We start from the raw sequence: 13,807 nt of genomic DNA, 5'->3' as shown, positions 1-13,807 counted from the left end.
AACCGCCATGTTGTACCTGTTCGGGCAAATGTGGATCTGGATTCTCATCGCATTCGCACTCGGTCTGCTCATCGGATTCTTCATCGGGCGTGGCAGAAAACCTGAACGTCGTCTCGACGGCGAAATGATCGACCGGCTGCTGGATCGCGAACCTGTCCGCGGCGGCAGCGGAAGGCATCAAGCGCCGGAGTAGGCGTTCTGCTGATGGTGAACCCGCTCGGCAACGATCTCTGCACGGCGCACACTGGATTTGTAACGGTGTAATCATCCGAGGCGGTGGTCGTCATGCCAGATGAATCAGTCGATACGTCTGCAATGGACGCGTATTCACGCATTGTCAGCACCGTCGCAGCGACGGTTACCTCCCATGTCGCGAGCGTCCGCCTACGCAACGGCGGGGGGTCGGCGGTGATCTTCACGCCGCAGGGACACATGCTCACCAACGCCCACGTGGTTTCGTCGTCGCGCGGCGGTAACGCGACCTTCGCGGACGGCTCGACCTCGCGGTTCGACGTGGTCGGCGCCGATCCGCTGTCCGACCTCGCCGTTCTGAGTACGCGCAGTGCCGCACCCGAACCCGCGGAATTCGGGAATGCCGACGCGCTCGTCGTCGGGCAACTGGTCGTTGCGGTCGGTAGTCCGCTGGGTCTGACCGGGTCGGTGACGGCGGGCGTTGTGAGCGCACTCGGCAGATCACTGCCGGTGAGTCAGGGCCGGGTAGGGCGCGTCATCGAGAACGTCATCCAAACCGACGCCGCGCTCAATCCCGGCAATTCCGGTGGAGCGCTTGCCGATTCCGTGGGGCGAGTGGTCGGCATCAACACCGCGGTCGCCGGGTTCGGTCTTGGACTCGCTGTGCCGATAAACCCGACCACCCGGCGAATCATCGACACCCTCCTGGTCGAAGGCAGGGTCCGGCGAGCCTATCTCGGCGTCGTCGGCGTGCCCGCGCCGTTGCCCGACGATGTCGCCGCGCGCACGGGTCAGCGAGCAGGCCTGCGTGTCGTCGAGGTCGTCCGGGGCGGGCCGGCCCACCGTGCGGGCCTTCGGGAACGGGACCTCGTGCTTACCGTTGCAGGGGAACGCATTGTAGACGCACAAGGTATTCAGCGCCAGCTCTTCGCCGAGGTGATCGGCACCAACCTTGCGGTCACTGTGCTGCGCAACGGCGCGATGGTCGACGTATTCGCGACGCCGATCGAGCTGACCGTCTAGCGGTCGGTGTGGGTGAGAATGGCCGGAATTACCGAATCCCACACTCGCGGGGGCGGATTCTCGTGCCCGGTCCGGTCCATGGCGAGGAGCGTTGCGCCGGGAATCGCGTTCGCCAGTGCGAGGCCGTGCTCGTAAGGGAAGAGTGGATCTTCGGTGCCGTGTAAGACCAACGCCGGTGCTGTGATGTCGCCGAGTCGGTCTCGCGGAGAGTCGCCGCCGCCGACCATGAACGGGTTCGTCATCTGCGCCGCGAGGTTGTTCGACCTGTCGTAGACCCGGCCCCAGAATTCGGCCACCGCGTCCGCGTCGAAGGGCACCGAATGTGCCGCGAAGAGGCGCTCGAAGTCGACGAGTTCTCGGACGGTCCGGTCGCGGTCCGTCCAGTCCGACTCGGGTTGTTCGGCACTGAACATCTCTGCCAGTGCCTCGGACATCGGCGGTAGGTCAGACCCGCCGGGGGACGTCGATGCCAGCGTGATGGACCGAACGCGATCGGCGTGGTCCAACGCGAGCAACTGCGTGACGAACCCTCCGCCGGATACGCCGACGAGGTGCGCCTTTTCTATGGACAGCGCGTCGAGCAGTCCCAGCACGTCTGCGACGACGTCGTGGACGTCGTAGGGCGGATTTCCGACCTCGAACGTCGTCGATTTGCCGGTTTCGCGTGCGTCGTACCTGATCACGAATCGCCCGCCGGCGGCGAGTCTCTCGCAGAACTCTTCGGCCCACGACAGCATGCAACTGCCGGCGCCCGCCAGCAGCAGGATCGCGGGATCGTCCGCGGATCCGAACGTCTCGACGCACAAGTGAACGCCGTTGGATTCGATCGTCTTCGTGTTCCCCATGCCGACACGATGCCACAGATTGTGGACACCGTCTACTTATTGATTTCCGGACAAACGCCAGATATCGGAGAAGCTGTGAATGCGTTCGAATTTGGTTGTAGCGTCCTGAGATATGCCTGGTCAACTGGTTGCAGCAGATCGTGAGCCCGAGCGGGCGGAGGCGATCCTGCGGGTGTTCGATTACTCGTTCGGCGAGTTGCTCGCGGCCGATGCTGCCGCGTTTCGCGTCAAGTTCCGCAAGATGGCAGCGTCACCGTTCGCGTTCTATCGCGGTACCGCTGGACTGTTCTACTCCGACCTGACCACCGAGCCGTACAACGCATACGGCTCGGGGTATCTCAACGACAAGACCAGCAGGGTCTGGATCCACGGCGACCTTCACGCCGAGAACTTCGGCACCTACCTCAACGCCGAGGGCCGACTTGTCTTCAACGTCAACGACTTCGATGAGGCGTATGTCGGCGCGTTCACCTGGGACGTGCAACGGCTCGCCGCGAGCCTCGCGCTCATTTGCTATGCGAAGGCGTTGTCCGACGACACGATCACCGAATTGGTCTGCGCGTTCGCAAAGGCGTATCGGGATCAGATCGCCGAACTTGCCGGCGATGGCAGTCCGGCGGAATTCACCCTCGAGACCGCCTCGGGTCCGATCCTCGACACCTTGCACGAAGCGCGCATGCAGACCCGGGTCGCGATGCTCGAAGACCAGACCGTCATCGAAGGCTACGACCGGCGCTTTCGAAGCAGTGGGGGAACGATTCCCCTCGACGACGGTACGAAGGCAGAAGTGCTGGCGGCCTTCGACTCCTACCTCGAAACACTGCCCGCGGACACACGGGCGCGGCCCGGGGCGCTGCGCGTGAAAGACGTGGTCGGGCGTCGGGGAGTCGGGATCGGCAGTGCCGGATTGCCGTCGTACAACATGCTGCTCGAGGGGCATACAGATGCTCTGGAGAACGACGTCATCATTTACATGAAGCAGGGCCAGACGCCGGCAGTATCGAAACACGTTGGAGATCCAGCGATTCGCGACTACTTCGAGCACGAAGGTCAGCGCACGGTCATCTCGCAGCGGGCGCTTCAGTCGCACAGCGATCCGTGGCTGGGCTACGCGATACTGCGTGGTCAGGGCCAGTTGGTTGCCGAGGTGTCGCCCTACGCCAACGACCTCGACTGGACCGACCTCAACGAGCCCGACGATATTCTCGCTGTGATCGATTGCCTCGGAAAGGCAACAGCGACGATGCATGCGGCCGCCGATGAATCATCGAGCGGTCACAGCCTGGTCCCGTTCTCCACCGAGCATGCGATCGATGCGGCGATATCTGCCGACGAGGACGGATTCACCGACATGCTGGTGAAGTTCGCCCACGAATACGGCACCCGTGCACGGCAGGACCACCAGATCTTCATGGATCTGTTCCGGAACGGGCGAATTCCTGGCCTCTAGGAGCTAGCGATGTTGCGGGGCAACAGGTCCCACACGTGCGACGTTTCGTTCACGCTCGCGACCGTACGTTTCCCGTTGCGCGAGAACAGGATCCGGGTGACCGAGCAATAGTCGATCGGGAAGGCCAACCGTTTCTCGATATCCAGAATGTCGCCGACATAGGTGTTGATCACACCACCGTGAGCGAAAGCGGCAACCGTGTCGGCGTGGTCCGTAGTTTCGACGATGCTCTGTACCGCGTCGAGAACACGTTGCTTGAACGCTTGCCCGTCGACGACTTCGGGGAGGTGGCCGTTCTTGATGCGCTCGTACATTTCCGGAAAGTCGTGCTTCGCCTGCTCGATAGGAATGTAGAAGCTGTTCCCGTGGTCGTACTCGGCGAGGCCGTCGAGGATTCCGACGTCGAGGCCCAGCTTCTCGGCAGTCGGCTTCGCGGTTTCCTGAGCCCGCAACTGCGGGCTGCTGACGATCCGAACGATCCGGTGCCGGTCGATCGCAGCCGGTACGCGTGCCGCTTGCTCGACGCCGGTCGGTGCGAGTCCGGGGTCCGCGCCCTCGGCCGCATTCTCGATGCGGGACGGCAGCGCGTGGCGGATCAGCAATAGTTGCACGGGATCAACTTTGCCCTATGACCGACGGTGAGGTGCACCTCGGTGTGGAACCGGCCGGTCGGCTGGTGCGTCGTAGTATCGAGAGCATTTATCGCGCTAATGGGGGGTGGCGATGGTCGGCGACGTGGGTCTTGATCAGATCGACGTGTTCTATCGGGGCGCTGCGGCGGGGAAGTTTCGCATGGAACCGGGCGTTGCGGAGGGGTGTGCCGCTGACGTGCAGACGTTGATCGATGCGTTGGAGGCGCAGCGCTACAGGGCCCAGTTCGATGTCTTCAGTGCTTTCGGAGGGTTCGATTCGGCACAACAGATGCAGAAGGGTTTCGGTTCGAAAATGTCGCAGGTCGTGACGTTTCTCGACGAGTATGTCGGCGCCGCCCACAGACTTAAGCAATCCTTCCTGATCGCGGGGAGGCTCGTCGACGCCCAAGAAGTGGAGAACACCCCGAACGTTGTTGCCACCGAGAACGAGTCACTGATTTCCGACGGAGGTTCGTAACGTGAACCGCAAGTTCATCACCATTGCGTTTGCAGGTGCAGCCCTCTGTGCGTGCGGTACAGGCCAGTCAGAATCAAGCGTGAAGGACGCGTCGTCGCAGGTGAATTCGACCAGCGTTCGAGTGACTTTGACTGCCGAAGAGTTGCAGCCGCCGAAGCAAGACAACGATCCGCGCTACGAAGACGTCGTCTACGACCCGTGCACTTTTGTCGAAGACCAGGCCGTGATCAATGCGGGATTCGACCCGTCGACCAGGCGCCGAATCGACGGAGCAGCCGAATGGACAAACTTGGGATGCCACTTCGACTCCGTCGATGGGGGCATGCTGTTGATATCGGGCAACGTCAAATTCGAGGACCAGCGAGAGCGGTTCGCCGATAAGCGAGTATCGAATGAGCTAGTCAATGGTCGAGACGCGTTCATATACCGCGAGCCAGGTGATCCCAGGACCTGCTCTCTCGACATGCGTACCAAAGTGGGATCGGCCTTGGTCGCAGTGACCGTCGACGTCGGAAGCAATGTGAATCCTTGCGATGGACTTGTGAGGGTGGCGCAGATTATCGAGCCATCGATCGGCGCCGAGAACTAGGTCGGTGGTCCATCGAGTGCACGGTTTTACAGGCCGCCGCTCGGCGTGTCGGGCCGAAGAACTATGCACTCGACGTGGGTTCTGATCGCCGGGATCGTGGAACCGACCGGTCGGCTGCTGCGTCGTAGTATGTCGAGAGCATTTATCGCGCTAGTGGGGGGTGGCGATGGCCGGCGACGTGGGCCTGGATCAGATCGAAGTGTTCTATCGGGGGGCTGCGGCGGGGACCTTCCGCATGGAAGCGGGTGTTGCGGAAGCGTGTGCGGCTGACGTGCAGACGTTGATCGATGCGTTGGAAGCGCAGCGGACGAAGGCGCGCGAGCGTGACCAGCTTGCCTTTGGCGCGTTTGATTCGGCGAAGCAAATGCAGAACGGATTTGAAAGTAAGTTGAATGACCTTGGCAGATTTCTCGACGAGTTCGTTCTTGCGGCGGAGCGCCTCCGGGAGTCCTTCTTGATTGCCGGCGGGGCGGTCGAGAGACAAGAACTGGAGAACGCCGTGCAGCTGAGCAATTCCGCACCAATTCTCGGCGAGAGCGCGGGTCGATGAACGCCGCGCGGATGACAGCTAGTTTCGCGATTGTCGTGGGCTTTGTCTCGGCGGGGTGCAACGACAGGGAAGCAACGCCAGCACCTGCCGAATCGCCTTCGTCGACGGCGCCTTCTACTTTGACAGTCTCGGAGTTGCAGCCGCCTGAGCAGGAGAACGCGTCAAAATACTCGGATGTTGTATTTGATCCTTGTACGTATGTGAGCGACGAAACGATCGTGCGAGCCGGGTTCGACCCGGCTTCACGAGAGCGTCGCGACTTTGTCGCCGAATACACCTTCTTTGGGTGTGCATTCAAATCGCCGACTCGAGAACTGTTTCTGAATTCAGGAAACGTTGCCTTCGATGATCAAAGGCGTAGATACGACGATCGTGGCACGGCGTCCTCGTTGCCTCCCGTCAACGGACGAGATGCCTTTCTCGTCGTGGATCCGAAGGATGAGCGAACGTGCATCACGATCCTGCGAACTACCGTGGGCGCGGTTTTTGTGACCTCCAGCCTGCAGGACTTCCACGATGCGCAGGCGCCGTGTGACGGGATGAGCGAATTGGTACAGATCATCGAACCAACGATCGGTGCGGAGAACTGATGGGCGCGTTCGGGGATATGGGTGAAGAGGCCGTCGCGGTCGGGGAGCACAGTTCTGTCTCCCGCCTGCGGACCTCGCGGGGGTCTTCGCGGTTCGACGGTGCCGTCGACCCGCCATATGTGGATGCGATCGAGTATTTCGCAGCGATGTCTCACGCCGACATCTATGCCAAGGTCCAGGACATGGCGCCGCGTGCGCTGCAGCAGTTTGCAGACAAATGGAAGGAAATCGGGGACGGCGTACAGACCGCTTTCAACGATTTCACGTCGAACCTCACTCGGACAATGGCCGGCTGGGAGGGGAAGTCGGCGGACGCCGCGGCGGCGGCGGCTTCTGCCTTCGCCGGCTCGGGCAGCGATTTCGGCGAGCTGACGGCAGGCATATCGCCCCGCGTATCGGAGATTGCCAGCGTCGCATTCTTGTTGCAACGGGAAGTCCGTCCGCCTTTCACCGGGCTCAGCCGCGAGAATCCGATTGGACTTGTCGCGCCCGCCACCGTGCTCGCGCAAGATGAGCATGCAGAGGCGGAGTGGCGTGAAGCGATAGACACCATGAATTCGATCTACGTCCCGACGTTTCAGCCGGGTTCTGGTGTAGGAGAACGCGTGCCGGCATTCTTCTCACCTGATGACCCCGTTCCGGGCGGTCTGGACGACGATCGGACCGGTAACGGCGGAGGCGGTGCAGCCCGTAATGGTTCCGCGCAAATCGATTCTCGCCCAGTCGAATTCGGCTCAGCTTCCCCCGACGTGATTCGCGGCGGGGGTACGACGGGTGAGCTGGTCAGCCAGCCGACGGACCTCCCCGGCGAAGTCGCTCCCGTCGTAACCGCAGGTATGGGACTTCCGGGAACCGACCAACCGAGTCGCGTAATCCCCACGAGCACAGCACTTCCCAACGTCCCGAACGCTGATGCGACCACGTATGGGGCCCGACCGTCGTACGGGGACGCCGCACAGCCGGGCAAGACCCAGCTTCCCGCCGCATCCGGAGGTTACGCGAGTATGCCCACCCCTGGTGGTCGTCTCGCGTCGGGCGGTGCCCCGACACCAGCTTCGGTCGGCACGACGCCGGCCGCAGGCAGGGGAAGCCCAGTAATGCGCGGAATGCCGGTTGGTGGAATGGTCCCCGGAGCCGGTGCTGGTCAACGTCGTGACGACGACAGCGAGCACAAGACGCCGAGCTATCTCATCAACGAGGAGAACGGCAATGAACTGATCGGGGCTATCCCGAAGACCGCGCCGCCCGTCATCGGAGTGTGGGACGACCGCAGGTGAAGTGGGTCTTCACCGCCGACGAGTTTGCGCACGTTTGGCGTGAGACCGGCCTCGATCGGTATCCGGCGCCGCTCCGAATCGTGGAAACTGCACCCACGGCCGACGCTGCTGCCCTGATCCGCGCCGAGTTCGATCGTCGAATGCCGTTGCGCGCCAATCCCGAACTGTCCGTCGCACTGCGGATAGCCGCGCAACCATCGTCGCGGGTCAAGGTGATCGCCGACCCGATTCGGGCACTCGGCTGCGTGGTCGGTACTGCTGGCGTCATCATTACGCAAGCACAGACGGTGAGCGTCGCGCTGGTCAAACCGAACGCATTGGCACGGACGATTGTCGCAGCGCTGCCGGTTACGAGACCGGGACGGCGTCCGCCGATGTCAGCCTCGGTCGAGGAACTCCGTGGCGACGGACCGACAGAAATCATGCGCGACCCTTCGCATCGTCCCGTCGTAGAACCGGTCCGAAAGTTACTTGCCGCCAGTCGAAGCCGAACGGGCCACGTTGGGATCGAATACGGCCTGACGCGGGATCACGCGGCGGTACCCAAGTTCTTCAGTTGGATCGACGTCATCGACGACGGTCGCTATCTGGTCCGAAATGGCCAGAACGTCGACATCACACCTATCGACGACGCCACGTTGGTCGGTGAACTCGAACGCGGCCTGCGCGTCCAACGCGAGACAGGCTTGCGCGATGGACCTACTTTAGCCAAATAGCTTGTGGCAGTGAATTATTAACCGTTTCGACGAACTTGTTGCCAGGCTGGAAAAGGTGGCGTAGTGTCGAAACTATGTTCGAGTCGGGGGGAACGGCTGAGGTCGCAGAGCGCATCGGTGCAGTCGTAATCGGGTTGGCGGGGATCGCGCGAGACCTGTCTGATGCGGCGCGGATCGACGTGCTGGGTGCCTTGGAGGATCTGAAATCTGCCTGCGCCGCGGCACAAGCGAAGGTGACAGCGGATTTCGATCGGTCGCGCAAAGCAGACCGCGCGAGTCGGGGCGTTCCGGTCGCTCAACAATGCCGCGGGATTGCCGCGGAAGTCGGTTTGGCGCGGCGAGATTCGCCGAAACTGGGTGGACGGCATCTTGGATTCGCGCGAGCGTTGACCGAGGAGATGCCGCACACGCTGGCGTTGCTGGAACGAGGACAGCTGACCGAATGGCGTGCGACGGTGCTGGTGCGGGAGACGGCTTGTCTGACAAGGGAAGACCGGGAGGCGATCGATCGGAACCTATGCGCGGACCCGAAGAGGTTGGCTGGGTTCGGTGACCGCGCGATCGCGGCAGCAGCGCGCAGGGAAGCGGCTTCGCTTGATCCGGAGGCGATGGTCCGTCGGGCGGGCAAGGCGGTCGCTGATCGTCGGGTCACCTCGCGGCCCGCACCGGACACTATGGCGTACGTGAGCGCGTTGCTTCCGATGAAAGACGCCGTCACCGTACATGCGACGTTGCTGCGGGACGCGGCAGCGATTGTGGCGGTCGGGGACGAGCGGACGAAGTCGCAGATCATGGCTGATCTGCTGGTACAACGCGTGACCGGTGTGGCGACCGCGACGGAGGCTCCGGTAACGGTGAATGTGGTGTTGTCCGACGAAGCGCTGCTCGCTGGCGGCGCGGAGCCCGCTGAGGTGGTCGGCTACGGACCTGTGCCGGCGGGTGTGGCGCGGCAGTGGATCCACGACGCCGCCGATCGGGAAGCGGTGGTCGAGCTGCGTCGCATCTACGCCAAACCTGGGACCGGGGCGTTGACTGCCATGGAGTCGAAGTCGCGCTACTTTCCAAAGACTCTGGCGCGATTGATCGATGCGCGGGATAGGACGTGTCGGACGCCGTGGTGCGATGCCCCGATCCGGCACCGCGACCACATCAAGTCACACGAAAGCGGCGGCAAGACAACGATCGAGAACGGCGCCGGCCTCTGCGAAGCGTGCAACTACGCCAAACAAGGCGCCGACTGGACGGCGGAACCGGAATCTCGAGCCCCAGGCCAGCGGCACCGCTATACCTTCACCACGCCGACCGGACACGTGCATCGGTCGACGGCACCGCCTTTGCCGAGACCACTGCCGTGCTTTAGGTCTTCGGCTTGGCAAGCGGGAAAGCGAGCGTCTCTCGAATGCTGCCGCCCGTGATGAGCATGACGACTCGGTCTACGCCCATGCCGAGTCCGCCGGTGGGTGGCATGGCATGTTCGAGTGCCTGGAGGAAGTCCTCGTCCAGTGACATGGCTTCCTCGTCGCCACCGGCCGCGAGCAGCGACTGCTCGGTGAGGCGTTGCCGCTGGTCGACTGGGTCGGTGAGTTCGCTGTACGCCGTCCCGAGCTCTATTCCCCATGCGACGAGGTCCCACTTCGCCGCGACGCCGGGGATCGTCGGATGAGGTCGGGTCAGGGGCGACATCGAGGTGGGGAAGTTGGTGTAGAACGTCGGAAACTCCGTGTAGTCCTCCACGAGGTGCTCGTACATTTCCTGCGCGATAGCGCCCGTGTCCCAAGCTGTCTGATACGGAATCTCGTTCTCGTCGCACAGGCGGCGCAGCTCGTCGAGCGACGTTTCCGGAGTGACATCGACGCCGAGTTTCTCGGCGACAGCGCCGTGCATGGTCTTCACCGGCCACTCGCCGGAGATATCGATCTCGACCATGGTGCCGTCCGGACCAGGCCGGTGGATGATCTCCCGACCGTGCGCCGCTACCGCCGCAGCCTGAATCAATTTGCGGCACAGGACCATCATGCGTTCGTAGTCACTGTGGGCCTCGTACGCCTCGAGGATCGTGAACTCGGGATTGTGTTTGAAGTCGACGCCTTCGTTGCGGAACACGCGACCGATCTCGAACACTTTCTCCATGCCTGCAACGCACAGCCGCTTCAAGTACAACTCCGGCGCGATCCGCAGGTAGAGGTCGAGGTTGTAGGCATTGATGTGAGTCACGAACGGCGCGGCGTTGGCACCGCCGTGGACTTGCTGCAGGATCGGCGTCTCGACCTCCAAGAAACCCTGCGCTCCAAGCGAATCGCGCAACGACTTCACGACGGCGCTGCGTTGAACGAGCAGTCGCCGGGCGTCCTTGTTGATCGCCATGTCGACATAGCGCTGGCGAACGCGAGCTTCCGGGTCGGAGAGGCCCTTCCACTTGTCGGGCAGCGGGTGCAGGCACTTTCCGGTCATGCGCCAATCGGCGGCAAGCAGCGACAGCTCGCCTTTGCGGCTGCGTCCGATGGTTCCACTGACTTCGATGAGGTCGCCGAGATCGAAGAAAGACGCGAACTGGTCGAGCTTCTCCGCTCCGGCGTGTTCGCGATCGATCAGGAGCTGGATGTCGTCCGTCCAGTCACGCAGAACCGCGAACGTCACGCCGCCATAGTCGCGGATTCGCAAGATGCGACCAGCGAGGCGAACTTTGGTCCCTACGGGGCACTCCCGTGCTTCGGCAACGGTGTGGGTCGGGGGATAAGCGACCGGGTAGGCGTCGATCCCCGCCTCCGTGAGCCGATCGAGCTTGGCAAGCCGCACCCGGACCTGATCGGGACGGCGCGGACCCACTGCGACTGGCACTGGCGGGAGGTCCGGGGCGCTGCCGTCGGAGTGGAGGAGTCCGCTGGAGGCGAAGTGGTCGGGTACGGATTCGTGAGTTCCCGTGTGCTTCTTGGTTTCTCGACCGAGTCGCGGCAGGAACCCCTCGGCGAGCGCCGACGCGATACCGGCCTTCGGGAGGGTGCGACTGTCTTCGAAACACATGAAGCGCGGCACCCAGTCGGGTTGGTACTTCACGTTGGAACGGTACAGCGCCTCGAGTTGCCAGAAGCGCGAAAAGAACAGCAGCACAGCGCGCCACGTCCGCAGCACCGGGCCCGCGCCGATGCGCTCGCCTTCCTCGAATACCGAGCGGAAGACCGCGAAGTTCAGCGAGATCTTGGTGATGCCGAACTGGTCGGACTGCAGGGCAAGTTCGGAGACCATGAACTCCATGACACCGTTGGGGCCCTTCGGGTCCCGCCGCATGAGGTCGAGCGACGCACCGGACCGCCCCCATGGCACCAGGGACAACATCGCAAGGACGTTTTCTTCGGAGTCGAGGCATTCGACGAGAAGGCATTCGCCGTCGAGACTGTCACCGAGCCGGTCCAACGCCATCGAGAACCCGCGTTCGGTCTCGGTTCCGCGCCAGTCTTCGGCCCGCCGGATGACCTGCTTCATCTCGTCCGCGGGGATGTCACGGTGGCGCCGGATTCGGGTGGTGTAGTTCAACTTCCGCAACCGGTTGACCGCCTGGCGGACCGGTTTCATATCGCTGCCGTTGAGGTTGAACTTGCGCGGGTAGAGGATCGCCTCGTCGCCGAGTTGCAGGACCGACAGCCCCGCGCGGTTGTAGGCCGTCGCACCCAGTTCGCTCGCGCCCATCACGGCAGGAGACCAGCCGTAATGCTCGGCCAGTTCCAGCCAGGCATCGATGGCGTGGGGCCACGCTTCCTTCATACCAATGGGGTCGCCGCTGGCTAGGCACACACCGACTTCGACGCGGTATGTGACCGCGGCCTTACCGCTCGGCGCGAACACGACGGCCTTGTCGCGGCGCGTCGCGAAGTAGCCGAGTGAGTCTTCGACGTCCGAGCGCTCGAGCAAACCGCGCAGCGCGGACTCGTCGTTACCGGTCAGGGCGTTCGTCGAACGCTGTGAACGGAACAGCGTGATGACCGCTCCGAGCAGGGCCAACGCCCCGAACAGGCCGAGCAGGGTGTTGACGAAACCGTGTGGGCGTCCATCGAACTGCTCGTTGTCGACGACGACGAGGGCAGTGACCCGGTTCAACGCCCACAGGCCACGTTGGGACTGTTCGAGGGTGCCGGGGAACAGCTCGACCAGACCCCAACCGAGCAGGGTCCCAGCGGCAAGCCCGGCGATGAGGACGCCGAGCGCCTTCCAGCCGGCCCCGCTGCGGACCCGTGTGTAGAACTCGGGCCGGGCGGCGATCAAGATGGCGACCACAGCGACGTGCACAGCGAGAGCGATCATTGCGTGGACGCTCTTGGTATCGATGATCTCTGCGACGTTTACGACGCCGTACACGGTCAGATAGGCGGTGAAGAGCCACCACGCGATCCGTTTCCGGCTGGCGAGGGCAGCCGCGAGCAGACCGAGGACGAGTGCCCACGCGAAGCTGGTGTCCGGCGCGTCGAAGTAATAGGTGTCGATATATTCGCGTGGCTTCTGCGTGACGCTCCGGATCACCGGCGAGATGCTCCAGGCCAGGCAGAGCAGGGTGAAGATGCCGACGATCAGTCCCGCAATATGGGGAACCTCGGACAGCTTGGTGCGCTTGCGTTTACGCGGCTGTTCGCGGTGCGGCTCGGCAACTTCGATGGCATCCGCCACGCTGCTGGTCACGATGTCGACCCTCCCTCAGGCAATGATGGTTAGACGGTAGTCCCCATGTGCCTGCAAAATCAGTGCCATGCCGCGCCGAAACGAAAAGGTCGACGAAGTACCCATACGAGACGAGGTAATTCGACTCGGTCAGTTCCTCAAACTTGCGAACTTGATCGAGAGTGGCGCCGAAGCGAAAGGTGTCATCGCGGACGGTCTTGTCGCGGTAAACGGCGAAGTCGAACTGCGCCGCGGTCGGCAACTACGCGCCGGCGACCTCGTTGAGGTCGGCGGTGTAAAGGTCCGTGTGGCCAGTCAGCGCACCACGACGCCGTCGTCGTCGGAGTAGACGGTCTCGCCGGGGTTGAACGTCACGCCACCGAATTCGACGGGCACATTCTTTTCGCCCGACCCGGTTTGCGTGCTCTTGCGCGGGTTGGTGCCGAGTGCTTTGATGCCGATTTCGAGCGTGCGCAGGATCGCCGAATCGCGAACCGCACCATTGACAATTACACCGGCCCAACCGTTGTCGACGCCCCGACCTGCAATGATGTCGCCCACGAGTGCGGTGTGCACGCTGGCGCCGCCGTCGACGACTAGGACGCCGCCGTTTCCGGGCTCGCTGAGGGTCTGCTTGACGAGCAAGTTGTCTTGGTGGCACTTGATCGTCGTGATGGTGCCCGAGAACACTGCACGTCCGCCGTACTGGGTGAACTGGGTGTCGCAGCTACGGATGTCTGGACCGATCTCGTCGGCGAGGTCGGCGGTTGCAATCGGCTCACTCATGCGCCCAGTAAATCAGCCACGCGCTGCAGAAT

General features: G+C 63.0%; 15 protein-coding genes. 11 read left to right on the top strand and 4 right to left on the bottom strand.

Annotated elements, in window-relative coordinates; all coding sequences use genetic code 11:
• Positions 1-7 precede the first annotated feature (7 nt).
• Positions 8-193, top strand: a complete 186-nt coding sequence (locus JGU72_RS16975; RefSeq protein ID WP_199685113.1) for a Z-ring associated ZapG family protein — start codon at positions 8-10, stop codon at positions 191-193.
• A 92-nt stretch (positions 194-285) separates the two neighbouring features.
• The gene (locus tag JGU72_RS16970) at positions 286-1,215 is read left to right on the top strand and encodes a S1C family serine protease (protein WP_199685112.1); all 930 of its coding nucleotides are present in this window, start codon (positions 286-288) and stop codon (positions 1,213-1,215) included.
• Here the strand turns inward: JGU72_RS16970 and JGU72_RS16965 are convergent.
• The gene (locus JGU72_RS16965) at positions 1,212-2,060 is read right to left on the bottom strand and encodes an alpha/beta fold hydrolase (protein ID WP_199685111.1); all 849 of its coding nucleotides are present in this window, start codon (positions 2,058-2,060) and stop codon (positions 1,212-1,214) included. The genes JGU72_RS16970 and JGU72_RS16965 overlap by 4 nt on opposite strands.
• Positions 2,061-2,172: 112 nt before the next feature.
• On the opposite strand from JGU72_RS16965, the gene JGU72_RS16960 reads away from it, so the two are divergent.
• Complete coding sequence (locus JGU72_RS16960; RefSeq protein ID WP_199685110.1) at positions 2,173-3,510, top strand: DUF2252 domain-containing protein; 1,338 nt, start codon at positions 2,173-2,175, stop codon at positions 3,508-3,510.
• On the opposite strand, the gene JGU72_RS16955 is transcribed toward JGU72_RS16960, so the two are convergent.
• Entirely contained in the window at positions 3,507-4,121 is a 615-nt protein-coding gene (locus JGU72_RS16955) for a histidine phosphatase family protein (RefSeq protein ID WP_199685109.1), read from the bottom strand. The genes JGU72_RS16960 and JGU72_RS16955 overlap by 4 nt on opposite strands.
• 124 nt (positions 4,122-4,245) lie before the next feature.
• Between JGU72_RS16955 and JGU72_RS16950 the strand changes: the two genes are divergently transcribed.
• From JGU72_RS16950 to JGU72_RS16920, 7 genes are all read left to right on the top strand, one after another.
• Positions 4,246-4,620 (top strand): hypothetical protein, encoded by a 375-nt coding sequence (locus JGU72_RS16950; RefSeq protein ID WP_199685108.1) that lies wholly within the window; start codon positions 4,246-4,248, stop codon positions 4,618-4,620.
• A 1-nt stretch (position 4,621) separates the two neighbouring features.
• Positions 4,622-5,209, top strand: a complete 588-nt coding sequence (locus JGU72_RS16945; protein ID WP_199685107.1) for a DUF3558 domain-containing protein — start codon at positions 4,622-4,624, stop codon at positions 5,207-5,209.
• A gap of 166 nt (positions 5,210-5,375) precedes the next feature.
• On the top strand, positions 5,376-5,759 hold the full coding sequence (locus tag JGU72_RS16940; RefSeq protein ID WP_199685106.1) for a hypothetical protein: 384 nt from the start codon (positions 5,376-5,378) through the stop codon (positions 5,757-5,759).
• Positions 5,756-6,349 (top strand): DUF3558 family protein, encoded by a 594-nt coding sequence (locus tag JGU72_RS16935; RefSeq protein WP_199685105.1) that lies wholly within the window; start codon positions 5,756-5,758, stop codon positions 6,347-6,349. The genes JGU72_RS16940 and JGU72_RS16935 overlap by 4 nt, the downstream gene beginning before the upstream one ends.
• On the top strand, positions 6,349-7,626 hold the full coding sequence (locus JGU72_RS16930) for a hypothetical protein (RefSeq protein WP_199685104.1): 1,278 nt from the start codon (positions 6,349-6,351) through the stop codon (positions 7,624-7,626). The genes JGU72_RS16935 and JGU72_RS16930 overlap by 1 nt, the downstream gene beginning before the upstream one ends.
• A complete protein-coding gene (locus JGU72_RS16925) occupies positions 7,608-8,342 on the top strand; it encodes an ESX secretion-associated protein EspG (protein WP_199685103.1) in 735 nt (244 codons plus the stop codon). The genes JGU72_RS16930 and JGU72_RS16925 overlap by 19 nt, the downstream gene beginning before the upstream one ends.
• 74 nt (positions 8,343-8,416) lie before the next feature.
• On the top strand, positions 8,417-9,757 hold the full coding sequence (locus JGU72_RS16920; protein ID WP_199685102.1) for an HNH endonuclease: 1,341 nt from the start codon (positions 8,417-8,419) through the stop codon (positions 9,755-9,757).
• Here the strand turns inward: JGU72_RS16920 and lysX are convergent.
• Positions 9,699-13,010 (bottom strand): bifunctional lysylphosphatidylglycerol synthetase/lysine--tRNA ligase LysX, encoded by a 3,312-nt coding sequence (gene lysX, locus JGU72_RS16915; RefSeq protein ID WP_374101122.1) that lies wholly within the window; start codon positions 13,008-13,010, stop codon positions 9,699-9,701. The genes JGU72_RS16920 and lysX overlap by 59 nt on opposite strands.
• Positions 13,011-13,077: 67 nt before the next feature.
• Between lysX and JGU72_RS16910 the strand changes: the two genes are divergently transcribed.
• Complete coding sequence (locus JGU72_RS16910) at positions 13,078-13,338, top strand: RNA-binding S4 domain-containing protein (RefSeq protein ID WP_199685101.1); 261 nt, start codon at positions 13,078-13,080, stop codon at positions 13,336-13,338.
• On the opposite strand, the gene rraA is transcribed toward JGU72_RS16910, so the two are convergent.
• Positions 13,305-13,775, bottom strand: coding sequence for a ribonuclease E activity regulator RraA (gene rraA / locus JGU72_RS16905; protein WP_199685100.1), 471 nt, complete (start codon positions 13,773-13,775; stop codon positions 13,305-13,307). The genes JGU72_RS16910 and rraA overlap by 34 nt on opposite strands.
• Positions 13,776-13,807: the final 32 nt, after the last annotated feature.

Source organism: Antrihabitans auranticaus (genome assembly GCF_016481275.1).
GTDB lineage: Bacteria > Actinomycetota > Actinomycetes > Mycobacteriales > Mycobacteriaceae > Antrihabitans.
The sequence above is the reverse complement of the archived record's forward strand: the minus strand, read 5'-3'. Positions and strand labels throughout refer to the sequence as shown.